The organism is Micromonospora sp. WMMD754, from assembly GCF_049315235.1.
Classification (GTDB): Bacteria; Actinomycetota; Actinomycetes; order Mycobacteriales; family Micromonosporaceae; genus Micromonospora; species Micromonospora sediminicola.
On the sequence record NZ_CP186058.1, the window covers coordinates 3,260,274 to 3,278,306 of the forward strand.

Here is an 18,033-nt window from a genome sequence, read left to right on the forward strand (position 1 = left end):
CGTCGGGCCTCAGCGACCGCCGCCCCGGAAGACCTCCGTCACGGTCCGCAGAACGATCTTGATGTCGAGCCAGAGCGACCAGTTCTCCACGTAGTAGTTGTCGAACCGGGCGCGGTCCGAGATCGGCGTGTCCCCGCGCAGGCCGCTGACCTGTGCCAGGCCGGTGAGCCCCACCGGCACGCGGTGGCGCATCGCGTAGGTGGGGTACTCCACGGAGAACTTCTCCACGAAGTAGGGCCGCTCGGGCCGTGGCCCCACCACGCTCATCTCGCCGCGCAGGATGTTCCACAGCTGGGGCAGCTCGTCCAGCGAGGTGCGCCGCAGGAACCGGCCGATCGGGCCGACGCGCCGGTCGTGCGCGATCGACCAGGTGGTCTGCGACTCGTGCTCGTCGGCGGGACGCATGGTGCGGAACTTGACGACCTGGAACGGCTCGCCGTAGCGGCCGATCCGCTCCTGCCGGAAGAAGATCCCGCGCCCGCCGTCGAGGAACGTGGCGAGCGCGCAGAGCAGCAGCAGCGGGCTCAGCAGGATCAGCGCGACCACCGCGAAGAGCACGTCGGAGGCGCGCTTGACCCACCACCGTGGACCGCTCAGCGTGGTGTCGCCGATCTTGACGATCGGGATGGCTCCGATGTGGTCCGGGTGACCGCCCTGGGACCGGGAGCCCCACAGCCGCGGCACCGCCCACAGGTCGCAGCGGGAACTCGCCGGTCGGAGCAGCGCCTCCATCAGGTCGGACTCCGAGCAGTCCGGGTCGGCGATGACCAGGACCTCGCACTCCACCATCGTGACCAGCTTCTCGACGTCGTCGATGGTCCCGATGAGCGGCAGTGCGCCCAGGCGCGGCCGCGACGGCGCGTCCACCGCGCCCACGAACCGCAGCCCGTACTGCGGGTAGCGGCGCAGCAGCCGGGCGAGTTCCGCGCCGATCGGGCCGCCGCCGACGACGATCGCGTTGTGCTCCACCCAGCGGCGCCGCCGGGCGAGCAGGACGATCCGGGAGTTGACCGCCCGCCCGACCACCACCAGCCCGGCGGAGAGCGCGAGGCCGCGCATGAAACCGCCGAGGTAGACCACCGAGTCGTGGCGCAGCGCGGCGATGATGGCCACCACCGCGCCGGCGGCGAGCAGGCGCCCGCCGAGGCTGGGCAGCTCGTCCAGGATGCTGATGTGCCGGCGGGGTCGGTAGAGCCCGCCGGTGGCGAGCAGGCCCACCGTCAGCGCCGCGTTGGACAGCGTCCCGCGCCAGTAGTCCTGGGTCAGCAGCAGCGGTGCGAGCAGCGCGGCGACGTCGATGGGCGCGGTCACCATCCAGGCCCGCAACCGCCGGGTACGCGTCGAGGCCCGGGTGCCGGCGTACGGCAGCACCGTGGTCGTGTCCATACTGCCGGTCATCGATGTGACGCCCGGCGGCTGCGCGGCCGGATGCTCGTACGCCGGTAGGCGTGGCATGGTGGATCCTCCCCCGTGACGCCCCGGTCCTCTGCCGATGGACCCGGGGCGATCGCAGGATATGAGCGGCCCCGCCCGCCCGCCAGAGCCGCCACGGCAGTTCGACGTCCTACTTTCCGCTGACCGCCAGGATGTCCGGGACCGAGTCCCGGCGGACCGCGTCGAACAACGTCTTCGACCGGGCCGGGTCCGGGAACACCACGCTCTCGCTGCCGACCCGGCCCGTCCCCTTCACCGGGCAGGTGAAGAACGTCAGGTTGCCGCTGCGCAGGCCCCGCATCTCCATCGCCAGGTCCACCAGGGACAGGGACTTGTCGACCGCCACCGAGTTCGACGTGGCCCGGACGAACGAGTTGAGCTTGGCCGGGTTGGTCAGCACGCCGCCGGAGGCCGCCTTGTCCAGGATCGCCTTGATCACCTGCTGCTGGTGGCGGATGCGCGCGAAGTCGCCGTCCGGGAAGGCGTGCCGCTCCCGCGCGTAGTCCAGCGCGGCGGCGCCGTCCATGGTCTGCCGGCCCTGCTTGAACGTCCGGGTGCCGATCAGCGAGTACTTCGTGGTGAAGCCCTTCTCCACGTCGATCTCGACGCCGCCCAGCGCGTCGATGATCTCCTTGAAGGCGGCGAAGTCCACCATGGCCACGTTGTCGACCCGGACGCCGCTGAACTTCTCCACGGTCTGCACCATCAGCGGCACGCCACCCCAGGCGTACGCGGCGTTGATCTTCGCGTCCCGGCCGCCCCGGCCCTCCTTGGACTTCGGCACCGCCGTCCAGGTGTCCCGGGGGATCGAGATGAGCTGGGCGCTGGACCGGTCCTTCGGCAGGTGGGCCAGGATGATCGTGTCACTGCGCGACCCGCCGGTGCTCTCCGGATCGCGGGAGTCGCTGCCCAGGATCATGATGTTCATCGCGCCCTTCGCCGCGACCGGAGGCCGGGACGCCTCGGGTACGCCTTCGAACGCGTCCACCCGTTCGATCGACTTGTCGACCGACCGGTAGTAGAGCCCGCCGGCCAGGGCGCCACCCCCACCCAGCAGCACCACCACGAGCAGCAGGATCAGCGCGATCCGCAGGCCCCGGCGACGCCGGGGCGTCTTCTCCTCCGGGCCGTCCGGCTCCACGTCGGACGTCGCGGGGTGGGGGTCGGATCCGGCGAGGGGCTGGCGATCGGACATGCCCGGGATGCTACTGATTCGCGTTTCGTCGCGGTGCCCCTCATCCGGACGGCCGATGCCCACCGGCCCGGCCGGCCCGGCGCTCCCCACCGGACCGACGTCGCCCCGGGCGGGCCTTGTCGCCGGACCGCGGAGGATAGATGATGGCCGAAACGAGACGTCGACCGAGGAGTCGAGATGCAGGTGATCCACCAGCCACGGGTGGCGTGGGACACCGCCCGGGTGATCGGCGGCGCGTTCCACGACGACCGGCTGTTCGACTGGCTCCGGCACGAGTTCGACGCCCTGTTCGGCGCCGCCGCCGGGGAGGCGCTCGCGGAGAGTCGCGAGCGGGTCCGCCACGTCGGTGACGCCCGGGTGTCGGTCGAGACCGGCCTGTGGCGGGTCCGCCTGGAGGACGCGTTGCGGCAGCGCCCGGAGTTCGCCGGCGACCTCGCCGGGATCACCTCGGTCGCCCGCGCCCACCGGCCTTAGCTTTCGCTTAGCCCGCTTGTCCGCCCACCGGCCGGTCCGGCAGCATCGACCGGCGTGACCGACGGCAGCGCGCCCCACCCACCGATCCCCGCCGGCGCCGAGCGCCCGCCCGCCGGGCCCGGCCGCCGCCGTGCCCCGGCCCGGGCCCGCCGCCGGCTCGCCGCGGCCGGCCTGGCCGCGCTCGCCGCCGTGGTCGCGGTGACCCTCGCGGTACGCGGCGGCGCCGCCCCCGCCTGCGCCGCCCCGCCGGTCGGTGCCGCCCCGCCGCTCGGCGCCGGCGCGCACTCCGGGAAGGCCACCTTCTACGACTCGAAGGGCGCCGGCGGCAACTGCTCCCGGCCCGCCGCGCCCACCAACCGGCTCTACGTGGCGCTGGGCCCCAGCGAGTACGCGGCCGGTGCGTCATGCGGCGGCTTCCTCGACGTCACCGGCCCGCGCGGCACCGTCCGGGTGCTCGTCATGGACCAGTGCCCGGAGTGTGCGCCCGGTCACCTCGACCTCTCCGCCGAGGCGTTCGCCCGGATCGCCGAACCGGTGCAGGGCGTCGTCCGGGTCACCTACCGGGCGGTGGTTGACCCGGCGCTGCCCGGCCCGCTCACCTTCCGGATCAAGGAAGGCGCCTCCCAGTGGTGGTTCGCCGTCCTGGTCGGCGACCACGGCAACCCGCTGCGCTCGGTGGAGGTCCGGCAGAACGGGTCGTGGCGGGCGGCGGACCGGGAGGACTACAACTACTGGCTGATCCCCTCCGGCGCCGGCCCCGGCCCGTACACGATCCGGGTCACCGACGTGTACGGCCACCGGGCGACCGCCACCGGCATCCGGATGGCACCGGGTCAGGTGCAGCGCAGCACGGTCCGGATGTACGGCGCGGGTGCCGCCACGACCACCCGGCCGGCGAAGCCGTCCCGCTCCCCGTCCGCCCGCCCCACCAGCGCGTCCCCGTCTCCGCCCCCGTCATCCCCGTCTACGCCCACCCCGTCCACGCCCACGCCCGTCGTGGAGGCCGCCGCCCCGGGCGCGTGCGCCTGACCTTCGTCGATCACGGAGTTGTGGCGCCTCGGATGTCGGATCAGTGGACTTTGTCAGGTGCCACCACTGCATGATCGACGGATCCGGGGCGTGCGGGGAGGTCGCGCCACATGAGGATCTCGTCGCGGGAGTCGGTGGGGGACAGGCGGAGCGCGGCGGGCAGGCGGCCGATCTCCCGGTAGCCGAGACGCCGGTAGAAGCGGTCCAGGCCGAGTCCGTCGCGGACGGTCACGTGCAGCGCCTCCACGCCCAGCGCCCGGGTGACCCGCTCGGCCTCGCGCATCAGCGCGGCGCCGTACCCGCGTCCCTGGGTGTCGGGGTGCACCATGACCCGCTTGAGCACCCGCCAGTGCGTCTTCAGGTGGAACCGGTTGTCCGCGACGACCACGACGGCGACCAGCCGTTCGCCCGCGTAGCCGACCAGCAGCCGGTCCGGCCCGTCGGCGACCTCGGCGAGCGTCGACTCGGCGACCGGCCGCACCTCGGCCTCGGTGACCGGGGCGACGAAGCCGACCGCACCGCCGGCGTTGGTCACGTCCACCCACAGGTCGACGAGCTGTTCGCGCAGCTCAGGCGTGAGGTCGGGGTCGAGTACGAAGCGCAGGTCCACGTCGCCATCCTGCGGGATGCGGCGGGTCGCCCACCTGCGTCCGTGACGGGTAACACGGCTGTTGGTGCGGGAGAGGGGAGTCGAACCCCCACGTCCTTTCGGACAATAGGACCTAAACCTATCGCGGCTGCCTGTTACGCCACTCCCGCAGGCCCGCTCAGTCTAGAGCGTCGCGCCTCCGCCGTCGTGAGTCGAGCCTCCAGAAGGATCCGTTGCACCGTGCGATGGCTGATTGCGGCCGGCTCCGCTTCGTCGTCGGTCAACGCCTGGGCGATCTGTCGTGACCCGGCCTCCGGGTGTGTCAGCGCGTACCGGATCGCCTGATCCCGGAACCGCCGTTGGACCGGACGGTCGCGGACCCGTGGCGGCGGTTCGATGGTGCCCGTTGCTTCGAGACGCCGACGCAACCTACCGACGTGATCCCTTGTGCAGCCGAGTAGCCGAGCAGCATCCACGCTTGTCATCCGACCGGCGCTCACCAGTCGGATCAGGCTCGTCGCGTCGGGCCGCCCCGCGTCGTCCGGCTGCTCGACCTCCGGAACAGCGCCGGCGGCCGTCGCGTCGATCGGTCGCGCCCGTCCGGCGAACGTCGCGGTCTGACTGTGGCAGTTGGGGCAAAGGAAACGAAGGTTGGCGGAGCGATTGTCGAGCGGATCGCCGTTGAGGTGGTCAACGTGGAGGATGAGCGGGGCGTCCTGCCACCAGGGGTCGAGGTGACAGATGGCGCAACGTTCGGCGCGGCCGATCTCCAGCAGGGCGCGGCGGAGCCGGAAGCCGGGTGTGCGGGCGGCGTCCGGCGGTAGCCGGACCAGGGTTTCCGTCGGCGCCTGCCGGGGGCCTGGCACTCCGCGCCGGTGTCCCTGCCCGGTGAAGTGTGAGGTGTCGACGCCGAAGCGCTTGAGCTGCCGGCTGATGTGCGCGTGCGACCCGCCACTGACCCGCACCCCGAGCAGTCGCATGACCTCCGTCACGCTGTGCGCCCGTGCGGCGGTGACGGCGAGCAGTTCCGGTGAATAGCGGTAACGCACCATGCGCCGACGGTAACCGTGGCGACCGACAGGTTCAGTCGAGCCCGAGGTCCCGGCGCAGCTTGGCGACGTGGCCGGTGGCCTTGACGTTGTAGAACGCGTGCGCGATCCGGCCCTCCTCGTCCACCACGAACGTGGAGCGGATCACGCCGGTGACCGTGCGCCCGTACATCTGCTTCTCGCCGTACGCGCCGTACGCGGTCAGCACCGCCTTGTCCTCGTCGGCGACCAGGGGGAACGTGATGGCGTCGCGGTCGCGGAACTTGGCCAGCTTGGCCGGCTTGTCCGGCGAGATGCCCACCACCTCGTAGCCGGCGGACTGCAGCGAGGCGAGCGAGTCGCGGAAGTCGCACGCCTGCTTCGTGCAGCCGGGCGTCATGGCGGCCGGGTACGCGTACACGATGACCTTGCGGCCGCGCAGGTCGGTCAGGGAGAGGGTCCCGCCGTCGTCGGTGGGGAGGGTGAACTCGGGGGCGGGGTCGCCGGGCTTCAGGCGGTCGGTCATGGCGGTGACGATACCGCCGCGCCCGGGTCGGTGACCGGCGGCGACACCCGGCCGAGCGTGATGATCACCATGCCTTGTTGCAAGGGATTGGCAACAACCCCCTGCCGGAAATAGGCTCACCTCGTGGAAACCCTGGCGATGCACATCTCCAACGGGATCATCGACGGTCCCGTCGCCGCGATCTTCGCGGCCTTCGCGCTCGCCGCGCTCACGTTCTGCGTGCTGCGCGGCCGGGCCGACCTCGACGACCGGCTGGCGCCGATGGCCGGTCTGGTGGCGGCGTTCATCTTCGCCGTGCAGATGCTCAACTTCCCGATCTTCACCGCCGGGGTGAGCGGCCACCTGCTCGGCGGCGCGCTGGCCGCGCTGCTGGTCGGCCCCTGGGTCGGTGCCCTCTGCGTGGCCGTGGTGCTGGTCGTGCAGGCCCTGGTCTTCGGCGACGGCGGAGTGGCCATGCTCGGCCTCAACATCACCAACATGGCGATCCTCGGCACCGCCGCCGCCTACCTGCTGATCGCGCTGCTGCTGCGGGTCCTGCCGCGTACGCCCGCCGGGCTGGCGGTCACCGCGTTCGTCTCCGCGCTGGTCAGCGTCGTGGTCGCGTCCCAGGGCTTCGTGCTGCAGTACTGGCTGGGCGGCACCACCGACCTGGGCGGCAACCTGGGCGGGCTGGCCGGCACGATGGCCGTCGCACACCTGCTGATCGGCATCGGCGAGGGCCTGATCACCGCGACCACCGTGGTCACCGTCGCCAAGGTCCGCCCCGACCTGGTCTATGCGCTGCGCGCCCTCAAGCCGGCCACCCCGGCTCCCGCCGTCCCGGTCGCCGGAGGTGCCCGATGAGCAAGCGTCCCTGGCCGTTCCTCCTCGGTGGCCTGCTGGTGGCGCTGCTGCTGGCCGGCGTGGTCAGCAACTACGCCTCGTCGCACCCGGACGGGCTCGACTCGTCGCTGCTCAAGGGCTGCACGGTGAACGCCGACGACGAGATCACCGGCGGCAGTTGCCCGGCCCAGCAGGCCAAGGACCACGAGCTGGCGGACAGCCCGCTGGCCGACTACGGCGTACGTGGCATCGGCAACGACTTCCTCTCCACCGGCCTGTCCGGCGTGCTCGGCGTGCTGCTCACCTTCGCGGTCGGCGGCGGCCTGTTCTGGCTGGCCCGCCGTCGCGGTCCGGCCCGCGCCACCACGACCGGCCCGACCACCGACGCCGTGGACCCGGTGGGCGCCACCGCGACCGGCACGCCCCGGTCCACCGACGGCCGCTGAGCCGGGGAGGTCGACGATGGGCGCCGGGCACGCGCACGTGCTCTACCGCGAGTCCGGCTCGCCGGTGCACCGCCTCCCGCCGGAGGTGAAGATCGCCGCCATGGTGCTGTTCACCGTGGCGGTGGTCGCCACCCCGCGGGAGGCGTACTGGGCGTTCGGCGGATACGCCCTGCTGGTGGCCGGGGTGGCGGCGCTGGCCCGGGTCGGCCCGCGCTGGCTGCTCGGGCGGGCGTTGATCGAGCTGCCGTTCGTGCTGTTCGCGTTCGCGCTGCCGTTCCTCGGCACGGGGGAGCGGGTCGAGGTGGCCGGGCTCGGCCTCTCCGTCGACGGGTTGCACGGCGCGTTCAACATCCTGGCCAAGGGCACGCTCGGCGTCCTCGCGTCACTCCTGCTGGCGGCGACCACGACGACACGTGACCTGATCCTCGGCCTGGACCGGCTGCGCTGCCCGCAGATCCTCACCCAGATCGCCACGTTCATGCTGCGCTACCTGGAGGTGCTGGTCGGGGAGGCCCGGCGGATGCGGGTGGCCCGGGTGTCCCGGGGCGACGACCCGCGCTTCCTGTGGCAGTTGCGCGGCTTCGCGGCCGGGGTCGGCGCGCTGTTCCTGCGCGCCTTCGAGCGGGGCGAGCGGGTCTATCTGGCGATGGTCTCCCGCGGCTACACCGGCCGGATGCCGGCGGTCTGGCAGGGGGCCGGGGCGGCCACCGCCGGGCAGTGGGCGGTGGGCGCGACGGTGCCGGTGATCGCGGCCTCCATCGCCGCCGCCGCGCTCGTCCTGCAATGATCGGGTACGTGCAGCAGCCGCCCTCCCTGGACGTCCGTGGCGTCCGGTACGCGTATCCGGACGGTCACGTCGCCCTGCACGGGGTGGACCTGACCGTGCCGCGCGGCGACCGGGTGGCGCTGCTCGGGCCGAACGGCGCCGGCAAGACCACGCTGGTGCTTCACCTCAACGGCATCCTCACCCCGACCGAGGGGACGGTGGCGGTCGGTGGTCTGACGGTGACCCGCGACCGGGACACCCTCGCCGAGGTCCGCCGCCGGGTCGGCATCGTCTTCCAGGACCCGGACGACCAGCTCTTCCTGCCCACGGTGGCGGAGGACGTCGCGTTCGGCCCGGCCAACCTGGGTCTGCGCGGGGCCGAGCTGGCGGAACGGGTCGACGAGGCGCTCGCGGCGGTGGGCATGGCCGAGCACCGGGACCGGGCGCCGCACCACCTGTCGTTCGGGCAGCGGCGCCGGGTGGCGGTGGCCACGGTGCTGGCCATGCGTCCGGAGATCCTGGTGCTGGACGAGCCGTCGTCCAACCTCGACCCGGCGGCCCGCCGGGAGCTGGCGGAGATCCTGCGCGGCCTGCCGGTGACGCTGCTGATGGTCACCCACGACCTGCCGTACGCGGCCGAGCTGTGTCCCCGCGCGGTGATCCTGGACGGCGGCCGCATCGTCGCCGACGCCCCCACCGCAGACGTCCTCTCCGACGAAACGCTGCTGTCCGCACACCGCCTCGAACTCCCCCACGGCTTCGCCCCCACCTCCCCCCGCTCGCCCTGACCCACCGTAACCTCGGCGATCTTGCACTTTGGGCCCCGGCACAACGGAACAAAAGCCGCACTCGCGGGGCCGCAACTGCAAGATCGCCGCCGCGAGGGGCGCGGGGGGCGCGGGGGCGGGTCAGGGGGTGCGGGTCAGGTGGGGGTGGGGGGTGGTGCGGGCGGCGGTGCGGAGGCGGAGCAGACCGGCGGCGACCGCGCCGGCGCCGGTGGCCAGGGCCACGGCGACCAGGACGCGCACCAGTCCTGCGGGGCCGGCGGCCGGGGGGACCGAGCGGGACAGCACGGCCAGGTTCGACACCCCGGCGAACAGGGTGAGGCACGCGCCGGCCAGCGCCAGCGTGAAGTCGGCGGCCGGTCGGCGGGCCAGCGCGTAGCCGCCGGCGGCGAGCGCGCCGAGGCCGGTGAGCAGCGTCCACACCTGGCCGGTGAGCAGCTCGGCGAGCAGGCCGCCGAACCCGGGGCCGCCGGTGTCGAGCGCGCGGCCGACGGTGAGCGCCACGGCCGCCACGCCGCCGAGGGCGAGCAGGCCGCCCACCGCGCGCAGCGCGCGCACGCCGGCGGTCGTGCCGCCGGGCACCAGCCCGGCCGCGCCGATCACCAGGAAACCGAGGGTGGCGGCCACCCACCAGGGGTACGGGTCGGGCGGCGGTACCCAGTCCAGCGTGCCGCGTACCTCGATCGGTTCGGTCCCGGCGCGCAGCGGCACCACCCAGTCGCGGACCCGCTGCTCCCGGTCGGGGGCGGCGGCGACGGCGGCCGGTGGGGCGTCCTCGCGCCACAGTGTGCGCTGGTCGTGCCAGCGGGCGGTGGGTCCGTCGTCGATCCGCCGCCAGTCCGGCGGGGCGGCCGGGTCCGCCTCGGCCGGCAGTCGGGTCTCGCCGGCCAACGTCCGGTTCAGCCAGGTGGCCGGCGAGCGCCTGTTCTCGAACACGCCCTCGGGGCCGATCCGCAGGTAGGGCTCGCCGGAGTAGCCGAGCACGGTCACGTCGGCGCCGGTGCGGTTGGTCAGCTCCAGCCGCGCGCCGGCCTCGACCAGCCGGGCGGTCAGCCCGGGCCGGTCCGGGCTGACGCCGGTGACCGCGCCCCGGTAGTCGGTGCCGTCGGGGGCGTCCGCGCCGTGCGCGGCGGCCGGTGCGGCGAGCGCGAGCAGGGCGGTGGCCGCGACGGCGACCACCAGCCCGGCCCGGCGCAGCGGTGCGGGGATCACTTCCCGGCCGCCTCCACGGCCGCCTTGATCCCGTCCGGGCTCTTGTCCTGCACCTCGCTGCCGTTCACCTTGATGGTCGGGGTGCCGGTCACGCCGGACTTGCTCGCCTCGTCGGTCACGTGCTCGGTCCACGCCGTGTAGGTGCCGTCGTTCACGCAGGAGGCGAAGTCGTCCCGGTTCAGCCCGACGCCCGCGCCGATGTCGATCAGCTCGTCGTTGCTGAGCCCGGCGCTGCCCTCCGGCGGCTGCTTGGCGAAGAGCTGGTCGGTGAACTCGCGGAACTTGCCGCCCTCGGCGGCGCAGCCGGAGGCGGCCGACGAGCGGGTGGAGTATTCGGTGGTGGAGAAGCGGTTGAGGAAGGCGACCGGGTGGAAGACCACCTTCGCCTTGCCCTCGCTGACGAGCTGGTTGATGGTCTCGCCGTTGACCTGCTGGAACTGCTTGCAGACCGGGCAGAGGTAGTCCTCGTACAGGTCGATGGTGACCGGGCCGCTGCCCTCGACGATGCCGGTGCCGGCGTCGTTGGCACCGGGCGGCGCGGTGAAGTCGTCGGACTTCTGCGAGGAGTAGACGGCCCAGCCGATGCCGCCGGCGAGGATCAGCACCAGCACCGCGGCGATGGTGGTGTAGAGGGTGCGCTTGCGCCGCTTCTCCCGGGCGATCTGCTCGCGCACCACCCGTGACGCGTCCTTGCGTCCCTTGCGACTACTCATCCTCGTCCTCCACGATGTCGCCCGCCAGCCAGCCGTCCACCGAGAACGGGGTGCGGGGCCAGATCAGCAGGAATCCGGCCAGTAGCAGGAATCCCAGGTCCCGGAGGATCTCCGGGAGGTAGCTCGGTGTCTCGCCGGCGCCGAGCTGGCCGCCGCTGCCGAAGCACCCGCAGTCGATGGCCAGGCCGCGGGCCCAGGCCGAGGCGATGCCGACGACGAAGACCACCAGCAGCGCGGCGGAGACACCGGCGCTGACCCGGGTGGCCAGCCCGACGAGCAGCAGCAGCCCCAGGGCCAGCTCCACGAACGGCAGCGCCGCGCCGATCACCGTGGCCAGGTCGTACGGCATCACCTGGTAGGCGTTCACGGCCCGACCGGAGGCGGCCAGGTCACCGACCTTGGTGCCACCGGCGATCAGCCAGACGGCGGCCAGCCCGAGGCGGGCCGCCACGCCGAGCCAGGGCCGCAGGGCCCGCCAGCGGTCGGCCCGGGTGGGGGAGGGGGTCACAGTCATTCGTCGTCCGGGAGGCATGAAAGGTTCCCGCTATCCGGCCAGTGTGTCGCCGACGGCGCCGACCAGCTCGTCGCGGGCCCGCGCGACGCGGGAGCGGATGGTGCCCACCGGCACCCCCTCCACGTCGGCGGCCTCGGCGTAGGACAGGCCGAGCAGCTGGGTGAGCACGAACGCGGAGCGCCGCTCGGCGGGCAGCCGGCGGACCAGGTCGGCGGCGCCCAGCTGGCCGGCCGGGTCCGGCCCGGGCCGGTCGGTGGCCGCCTGGGCGGCGAGCCGTTCGTCGAGCCGGCGGCGGCGCACCACGGTCCGCAGGTGGTCGGCGCAGGCCCGGCGGGCGATGCCGAGCAGCCAGGTGCGGGCGGTGGACCGTCCCTCGAAGCCGGGCAGCGCCCGGAACGCCCGCAGGTAGGTCTCCTGCGTCAGGTCGTCCGCGCTGTCCGGGTCGACCAGGGCGGCGGTGAAGCGCCAGACCTCGGCCTGGGTGGCCCGGACGAACGCGGCCTGGGCGGCCGGGTCGCCGTGCCGGGCGGCCAGCGCCCACCCGGTGACCGTCTCCCGCGCAGCCGCGGACCCCGGCTCGGGGTGGTCGGCGGCGGTGTCGCGCGGGGCGGGGATCACGACAGACGAGGTTACGCGGCGTACCTGTGGGTGACAGGGTCCTTCGGCCCATTCCGTGGTCCCGCACACGCCGGGAACTTTTTCCGTCCGCCCACCGACTACCCCCTCATGACCTCCGACCAGGTTCCGGTGGCGCGCGTCACCGCACCGATCGGGCGCTGCGGCGCGCCCGGCGGAGGTCGGCTCGCCGGGCCCGCCACGGTTCGGGAACCATGGCGGTCATGACTGCTGCCGTACGCCGCCCGCCCGGGGTCGTCGCCGCCCGCTCCGGGACCGTCGCCGGGCTGCTGCTCCTCCTGGTCACCCTGCTGCTCGCCCCGGCCACCCCGGCCAGCGCCCACGCGGTGCTGGTGAGCAGCAGCCCCGCCGCGTCCGCCGTGGTGCCCGAGGCGCCCGCCCAGGTGGTGATCACCTTCAGCGAGGGCGTCCGGAAGGTGCCCGGCAAGGTCCGGGTGATCGCCCCGGACGGCTCCCGGGCCGACCGGGGTGAGCCGACGTTCCAGGGCGCCGAGGTCACCATCCCGGTGGACCCGTCCGGCGCGCGCGGCACCTACCTGGTGAGCTACCGGGTGATCTCGGCGGACAGCCACCCGGTCTCCGGCGCGTTCACCTACTCGGTCGGCGCGCCGTCGGAGCCGCCGACCGACACCGGCTCGGACAACCGGGCGAACCCGGTGACGGAGACCGCGGTCAAGGTGGCGAAGTACGTCGGCTACGTGGGCCTGCTGCTGCTGGTCGGCCCGGCCCTGGTGCTGGCCGCGCTCTGGCCGCGTCGGCTGTCCCGCCGGGGCCCGGCGCGGCTGGCCTGGACCGGGCTCGGCGTGCTGGCCGCCGCCACCGTGGCCGAGCTGTGGATCCAGGTGCCCTATACCAACGGCGGCGGGCTGTTCGACGTCACCGGGGCCGGCCTGGGCGACGTGCTGGGCAGCGCCTACGGCACCACCCACCTGGTCCGGCTGGGCCTGCTGGCCGCGGCGGCGTTCCTGCTCCGCCCGCTGTTCGCCGGTCCGGTCGGCCGCACCGACGGGATCATCCTGGCCGTCCTCGGCGGTGCGGCGTTGTTCACCTGGCCGCTCGCCGGTCACGCCGCCGCCTCCCCGGCGCCGGCCGTCTCGGTGGTGGTGGACGCTGTGCACCTGGGCGGGATGGCGGTCTGGCTGGGCGGTCTGGTGATGCTGGCGGTCTTCCTGCTGCGCCGCGCCGACGAACGCGAGCTGGACGCCATCCTGCCGATCTGGTCCCGCTGGGCCGCGTTGGCGGTGGCCGCGCTGCTGCTGGCCGGCACCGTGCAGGGTCTGATCGAGGTGGCGAGCCCGACGGCACTGATCGACACCACGTACGGGCGGCTGCTGCTCGCCAAGATCGTGCTGTTCGCGTTGGTGATCGGTGTGGCCGCGTACTCCCGGGCGCTGGTGCGCCGGCGGGTCGCCGCCGGCCGGCCGGGTTCGATGCGGCGGGCCGTGGTGGCCGAGCTGGCGATCACCGCGGTGGTGCTGGGCCTGTCCGCGACGCTGGTGCAGACCACCCCGGCGCGGACCGCGGCCGCCGACGTGGCCGGCGCGCCGGCCGGCTACTTCTCCACCACGCTGAGCAGCCCGATCTACTCGCTCCAGGTCGAGCTGGACCCGGCCGAGACCGGCAACAACTCGCTGCACCTCTACGCCTACACGACCGACAACCGGCCGCAGCCGGTGCAGGAGTGGAAGGTCACCGCGGCGCTGCCGTCGGCCGGGATCGAGCCGATCACGGTCCCGCTGCTGCCGTTGAGCGACAACCACGCCACCGGCGAGGTCAACCTGCCGGCCCGGGGCGACTGGCAGCTCCGCTTCACCGTCCGCACGTCCGACATCGACCAGGCCACGGTGACCGCCACCGTGCCGATCAAGTAACGGAAGGTTCCCTCTGATGATCCGTCTCCGGCGCCCCGCGACCGCCGCCGCGCTGACTCTCGCCGCCGCCGCCACCGCCGTCCTCGGCCTGGCCGGGTCGGCCTCGGCGCACGTCACCGTCAATCCGAAGGAGGCTACGCAGGGCGGCTACGGTCGGTTCGCGTTCCGGGTGCCGAACGAGAGCGACACGGCGTCGACGGTCAAGGTCGAGGTGAACCTGCCGGCGAACGCGCCGGTGGGTTCCGTGTCGACCATGCCGGTGCCGGGCTGGACGGTGGCGGTGGAGAAGCGCAAGGTCGACCCGCCGATCGAGGTGCACGGCAGCCAGCTCACCGAGGCGGTCTCCAAGCTCACCTTCACCGCGGCGCAGGGCGGCGGCGTCAAGCCGGGCGAGTTCCAGGAGTTCCCGGTGTCGATGGGGCCGCTGCCGCAGGTGGACACCATGGTGTTCAAGGTGCTGCAGACCTACTCCGACGGCAACGTCTCCCGCTGGATCGAGGAGCCGACGCCGGGCGCGGAGGAGCCGGAGAACCCGGCCCCGGTGCTCACGCTGGCCGCCGCGGCGTCCGCGTCCCCCGGCGCGAGCGCGCCGGCGGCGGCCGCCGCCGCCGCTGACGACGACGATGACGACGACTCGGGCGCGGGTACCGCGCTCGGGGTCGCCGGCCTGGTCGCCGGCCTGGCCGGCCTGGTCCTCGGCGGGCTGGCGTTCGCGCGTACCCGGCGGGAGCCCACCGCGACGTCCTGAGCACGGCGACAGTCACCGGCCCGGCGGATCGTGTCCGCCGGGCCGGTTGCCGTTCCGGGGCGGGTGCCGCCGATATCCGGCGATCGCGCGACAGGCGTCGGTAAGGTCGGCCGGGTAGTTGGCTACCGAGAGGGACGACGCGAATGCGTTTCGTACGCACGATCGCCGGCATGCTGGCACTGGCAGTGGGGGTCGCGGTGCTGGTGGCGGGCGCCGGGCTCGGGATCGCCGCCCGGCACGCCGACCCGGACGGCGGCTTCTCCGCCCGCTTCGAGCCGGTCCGCACGCCCGCCCGCGCGGTGGTGGTCACCGATGTGGACGCGATGCTCCGCGCCGACCTCCCGATCGTCCGGACCGGGCAGGCCCGGCTGCGCCTCACCGCGCGGGACGCCGGCGGTCCGGTCTTCCTCGGCCTCGCCCCGACCGACCAGGTGCGACGGTGGCTGGCCGACGTCCCGCACAGCACCGTGCGACGCGTCGCGGTGACCCGGGGCCCGCTCCCGGTCGGTCTCGACCCGGCCACCGCGGGCGTCGCCGACGCCGTCCCGCTCGGCCAGCCCTTCTGGGTACGCCAGGGCGTCGGCTCGCTGGAGTGGAGCCCGGCCGAGTTCGCCCACCGGTCGCTGAGCCTGGTGGTGATGCGCTCGGACGGCGCCGCCGGCCTCGACCTGGAGATGCGGGGCGAGGTGCGGGCCGGCTGGTTCCCCGGGGTGGTGTGGGCGTTGCTGGCCGGCGGGACGCTGCTGGTGGTCCTCGCGGCGGTGCTGCTGCTGCGCCCGAGTCGGCCGCGCGAGGTCGTCTTCGTCGTCGAGCCGGACCAGGTTCCGGTGCTGGCCGGGCGGCTCGGGGTCAGCTCGTTGAGCGGGCTGGGCCGGCAGCCGGTCCCGCCGCCGCTGCCTCGGCGGCAACTGGTCGCCGTCGGCGCGCCGCCGGCCGAGGAGTGAGCCCTGGACGGCGGATGGCCCTCCGCGCTGCCGACGCGGAGGGCCACCGTCACCGGGGGAATTCGGTGCTACCTGGGAGAAACCTGAGGTAGTTGGGACAAGATTAGCGCCGAACCGGCCCAGACGCGAGGTCTGTCCGGTCAGTCCGAATTTTCGGATGAGTCATCGCGGCCCCGGCGGATCGGCAGCACCGCCAGCAGCAGCAGGCTGAGCAGCACGTACAGGTTGCGGACGACGAAGTCGACCGGATCGTCCGTGTGCACGATCGCGGTGCCCCAGTCCTGGAACGTCACCAACCCGTACACGATCGGCAGGCCGACGCCGACGGCCAGCGCGAGCAGACCGCCGCGCCGGCGCGCCCCGCCGGGCGTCGCCGGATCGGCGTCCAGCGCCGCGTCGACGAGCACCACCAGGGCGGGGACGAACCAGTACAGGTGGTGGATCCAGGTGATCGGGCTGACCAGCCCGCCCACCAGGCCGGTCAGGGTGAGACCCACCAGCGCGTCTCCCGCCCGGGCCGCCCGCGCGGCCCGCCACAGGCCGAACCCGGCGACCGCCAGCACGAGCAGCAGCCACGGCAGCCGGCCCGGCTCGGCCGACGGGGCCAGGCGACTGAGCAGCCCGAACAGCGACTGGTTGCCGGTGTAGTCGGTGCGGCCCACCCGCTCGGTGGTCCACAGCTCGTGGGTCCAGAACCGCCACGAGTCGCCCGGCGCGACCGCGGCGGCCAGCAGCGTGGCCACCGCGGCGGTCGCCGCCGCCGCCGCCGCCGCGCGCCACCGTCGGATGGCCAGCAGGTAGAGCACGAAGATGCCGGGGAAGAGCTTGAGCGCCGCCGCCAGCCCCACGCCCACGCCGGCCCAGCGCCGCCCCTGCGGTACGGCGAACAGCAGGTCGGCCAGGACCAGCACCACGAGCAGCATGTTGATCTGCCCTAGCGTGAGCGTCTCCCGGGTGCTCTCCACCGCCAGCACCAGCAGCACGGCGACGGTCAGGCCGAACCCGCGCGGCAGGTCGTGTCGCCGCAGCACGGGCAGCACCAGCCAACGGGTGGTCACCACCACGGCGACCACGGTCAGCACCGCGAAGGTGGCGATCGCCACCCCGAGCCGCAGGTACGCGAACGGGGCCAGGAGCAGCGCGGCGAGCGGCGGATAGGTGAAGTAGAGCTCGCCCTGCACCCGGTCCGGCTGGACGTAGTCGTAGAGCGGGTGTCCGGTCGCCCACCAGTCCATCGCCGACATGTAGATCTTCTGGTCGAAGTAGTCGTGCCGCAGGTTGCGCAGGTAGAGCGCCGGCAGGATCGCGACCAGCGCCAGCACCGTGACCACCCGCCGGGCCGTACGTCCGCCCGCGTCGTCCTGGCTGACGGCGGGCGGGGCTACGGGTTCGGCTGGCACGGGGAAACCCTAGCGGTCCACCTGGCCCCCGGTGCCGAGGCGCGGGCGGGTCGGCGGCGCGTAGTCTGTCCCGGTGGCTGATCTTCTCGTCTGGATCGACTGTGAGATGACCGGGCTGGACCTGCGTCGGGACGCCCTCATCGAGGTCGCCGCGCTCGTCACCGACCCGGACCTGAACGTGCTCGGCGAGGGCGTCGACGTGGTGATCCACGCCGACGACGCGGCGCTGGAGGGCATGCCGGAGATCGTGCGGACCATGCACGCCAAGTCCGGCCTGACCGAGGAGGTACGCCGCTCCACGGTCACCCTGGCCGAGGCAGAGGACATGGTGCTCGACTACGTGACCAGCTATGTGAAGGATCCACGTACCGCGCCGCTGTGCGGCAACTCGATCGCCACCGACCGTGGCTTCCTGGCCCGGGACATGACCCGGCTCGACGCCCACCTGCACTACCGGATGATCGACGTCTCGTCGATCAAGGAGCTGTGCCGGCGCTGGTACCCCCGGGTGTACTTCGGCCAGCCGCAGAAGGGTCTGGCCCACCGGGCGCTGGCCGACATCCGGGAGAGCATCCGCGAGCTGGAGTACTACCGGCGGACCGTGTTCGTGCCGCTGCCGGGGCCGGACGTGGAGACCGCGAAGGCGATCGCCGCGCAGCTCTGACGCCCGGGCCGAACCCGGTGGACGGGGTCGGCCGGGGTGTGGCTATTATTAGTCCGCGCACCGCCCGGGTCGACCGGAGCGGCGAGCATGGTGGCTGTAGCTCAGTTGGCAGAGCACCGGGTTGTGGTCCCGGTTGTCGTGGGTTCAATTCCCATCAGTCACCCCAGTGACGAAGCCCCCTCCTCCGGGAGGGGGCTTCGTCGTTTCCGGGATGGGCGCGGCCACTCCCGGAAACGA

At 73.5% G+C, this 18,033-nt stretch carries 19 protein-coding genes, 2 tRNA genes and 1 pseudogene; 11 read left to right on the forward strand and 11 right to left on the reverse strand.

Going from position 1 to position 18,033, the window contains the following annotated elements; translation table 11 throughout:
- Positions 1-9: 9 nt before the first annotated feature.
- Both ACN27B_RS15870 and ACN27B_RS15875 read right to left on the reverse strand, forming a co-directional pair.
- Positions 10-1,455, reverse strand: coding sequence for a sugar transferase (locus tag ACN27B_RS15870; RefSeq protein ID WP_396822789.1), 1,446 nt, complete (start codon positions 1,453-1,455; stop codon positions 10-12).
- 109 nt (positions 1,456-1,564) lie between these two features.
- On the reverse strand, positions 1,565-2,629 hold the full coding sequence (locus tag ACN27B_RS15875) for an LCP family protein (protein ID WP_422745724.1): 1,065 nt from the start codon (positions 2,627-2,629) through the stop codon (positions 1,565-1,567).
- A 177-nt stretch (positions 2,630-2,806) separates the two neighbouring features.
- Here ACN27B_RS15875 and ACN27B_RS15880 point away from each other — a divergent pair, with 177 nt between their 5' ends.
- Both ACN27B_RS15880 and ACN27B_RS15885 read left to right on the forward strand, forming a co-directional pair.
- Positions 2,807-3,103, forward strand: a complete 297-nt coding sequence (locus ACN27B_RS15880) for a hypothetical protein (protein WP_099162333.1) — start codon at positions 2,807-2,809, stop codon at positions 3,101-3,103.
- Positions 3,104-3,157: 54 nt separating this feature from the next.
- Entirely contained in the window at positions 3,158-4,132 is a 975-nt protein-coding gene (locus ACN27B_RS15885; protein WP_099162332.1) for an expansin EXLX1 family cellulose-binding protein, read from the forward strand.
- A gap of 40 nt (positions 4,133-4,172) precedes the next feature.
- Here ACN27B_RS15885 and ACN27B_RS15890 read toward each other — a convergent pair whose 3' ends face one another.
- The 4 genes from ACN27B_RS15890 to bcp form a co-directional block, all read right to left on the reverse strand.
- Positions 4,173-4,742: a GNAT family N-acetyltransferase gene (locus tag ACN27B_RS15890; RefSeq protein ID WP_396822793.1), complete on the reverse strand. Its 570-nt coding sequence runs from the start codon at positions 4,740-4,742 to the stop codon at positions 4,173-4,175.
- A gap of 62 nt (positions 4,743-4,804) precedes the next feature.
- Positions 4,805-4,891: transfer RNA gene (locus ACN27B_RS15895), tRNA-Leu, on the reverse strand.
- The gene (locus ACN27B_RS15900) at positions 4,877-5,773 is read right to left on the reverse strand and encodes a hypothetical protein (RefSeq protein ID WP_422745727.1); all 897 of its coding nucleotides are present in this window, start codon (positions 5,771-5,773) and stop codon (positions 4,877-4,879) included. The genes ACN27B_RS15895 and ACN27B_RS15900 overlap by 15 nt, the downstream gene beginning before the upstream one ends.
- A 31-nt stretch (positions 5,774-5,804) precedes the next feature.
- A complete protein-coding gene (gene bcp, locus ACN27B_RS15905) occupies positions 5,805-6,275 on the reverse strand; it encodes a thioredoxin-dependent thiol peroxidase (RefSeq protein ID WP_422745729.1) in 471 nt (156 codons plus the stop codon).
- A 123-nt stretch (positions 6,276-6,398) separates the two neighbouring features.
- Between bcp and ACN27B_RS15910 the strand changes: the two genes are divergently transcribed.
- Genes ACN27B_RS15910 through ACN27B_RS15925 form a run of 4 tightly spaced genes read left to right on the forward strand, consistent with a single transcriptional unit; the run spans position 6,399 to position 9,097 of the window.
- Positions 6,399-7,118 (forward strand): energy-coupling factor ABC transporter permease, encoded by a 720-nt coding sequence (locus tag ACN27B_RS15910; protein WP_099162329.1) that lies wholly within the window; start codon positions 6,399-6,401, stop codon positions 7,116-7,118.
- Complete coding sequence (locus tag ACN27B_RS15915) at positions 7,115-7,543, forward strand: PDGLE domain-containing protein (RefSeq protein WP_253866654.1); 429 nt, start codon at positions 7,115-7,117, stop codon at positions 7,541-7,543. Before ACN27B_RS15910 ends, ACN27B_RS15915 begins: the two co-directional genes overlap by 4 nt.
- A 16-nt stretch (positions 7,544-7,559) precedes the next feature.
- Positions 7,560-8,330: a cobalt ECF transporter T component CbiQ gene (cbiQ, locus tag ACN27B_RS15920; RefSeq protein WP_099162328.1), complete on the forward strand. Its 771-nt coding sequence runs from the start codon at positions 7,560-7,562 to the stop codon at positions 8,328-8,330.
- Entirely contained in the window at positions 8,327-9,097 is a 771-nt protein-coding gene (locus ACN27B_RS15925) for an energy-coupling factor ABC transporter ATP-binding protein (RefSeq protein ID WP_099162327.1), read from the forward strand. Before cbiQ ends, ACN27B_RS15925 begins: the two co-directional genes overlap by 4 nt.
- 120 nt (positions 9,098-9,217) lie before the next feature.
- Here ACN27B_RS15925 and ACN27B_RS15930 read toward each other — a convergent pair whose 3' ends face one another.
- From ACN27B_RS15930 to ACN27B_RS15945, 4 genes are read right to left on the reverse strand one after another with little or no spacing between them, the layout of a single operon-like run.
- Positions 9,218-10,306 (reverse strand): hypothetical protein, encoded by a 1,089-nt coding sequence (locus ACN27B_RS15930; RefSeq protein ID WP_371682282.1) that lies wholly within the window; start codon positions 10,304-10,306, stop codon positions 9,218-9,220.
- Positions 10,303-11,019: a DsbA family protein gene (locus ACN27B_RS15935; RefSeq protein ID WP_099162326.1), complete on the reverse strand. Its 717-nt coding sequence runs from the start codon at positions 11,017-11,019 to the stop codon at positions 10,303-10,305. Before ACN27B_RS15935 ends, ACN27B_RS15930 begins: the two co-directional genes overlap by 4 nt.
- Entirely contained in the window at positions 11,012-11,533 is a 522-nt protein-coding gene (locus tag ACN27B_RS15940; RefSeq protein WP_099162325.1) for a MauE/DoxX family redox-associated membrane protein, read from the reverse strand. The genes ACN27B_RS15935 and ACN27B_RS15940 overlap by 8 nt, the downstream gene beginning before the upstream one ends.
- A 30-nt stretch (positions 11,534-11,563) precedes the next feature.
- Complete coding sequence (locus ACN27B_RS15945; RefSeq protein WP_422745733.1) at positions 11,564-12,151, reverse strand: sigma-70 family RNA polymerase sigma factor; 588 nt, start codon at positions 12,149-12,151, stop codon at positions 11,564-11,566.
- A 221-nt stretch (positions 12,152-12,372) separates the two neighbouring features.
- Between ACN27B_RS15945 and ACN27B_RS15950 the strand changes: the two genes are divergently transcribed.
- The 3 genes and pseudogenes from ACN27B_RS15950 to ACN27B_RS15960 form a co-directional block, all read left to right on the forward strand.
- Positions 12,373-14,040 carry a copper resistance CopC/CopD family protein gene (locus tag ACN27B_RS15950; RefSeq protein WP_099164743.1) on the forward strand — a complete coding sequence of 556 codons (1,668 nt, stop codon included), beginning with the start codon at positions 12,373-12,375 and terminating at the stop codon, positions 14,038-14,040.
- A gap of 16 nt (positions 14,041-14,056) precedes the next feature.
- The gene (locus ACN27B_RS15955) at positions 14,057-14,788 is read left to right on the forward strand and encodes a YcnI family protein (protein ID WP_422745736.1); all 732 of its coding nucleotides are present in this window, start codon (positions 14,057-14,059) and stop codon (positions 14,786-14,788) included.
- A 656-nt stretch (positions 14,789-15,444) separates the two neighbouring features.
- Positions 15,445-15,717: pseudogene (locus ACN27B_RS15960) on the forward strand (hypothetical protein); the annotation flags it as partial.
- 155 nt (positions 15,718-15,872) lie between these two features.
- Here ACN27B_RS15960 and ACN27B_RS15965 read toward each other — a convergent pair.
- Positions 15,873-17,132 carry a glycosyltransferase 87 family protein gene (locus tag ACN27B_RS15965; RefSeq protein WP_422745738.1) on the reverse strand — a complete coding sequence of 420 codons (1,260 nt, stop codon included), beginning with the start codon at positions 17,130-17,132 and terminating at the stop codon, positions 15,873-15,875.
- 73 nt (positions 17,133-17,205) lie between these two features.
- Between ACN27B_RS15965 and orn the strand changes: the two genes are divergently transcribed.
- Positions 17,206-17,796, forward strand: coding sequence for an oligoribonuclease (gene orn / locus ACN27B_RS15970; RefSeq protein WP_091580855.1), 591 nt, complete (start codon positions 17,206-17,208; stop codon positions 17,794-17,796).
- A gap of 90 nt (positions 17,797-17,886) precedes the next feature.
- Positions 17,887-17,962 (forward strand) — tRNA-His (locus tag ACN27B_RS15975).
- Positions 17,963-18,033 lie beyond the last annotated feature (71 nt).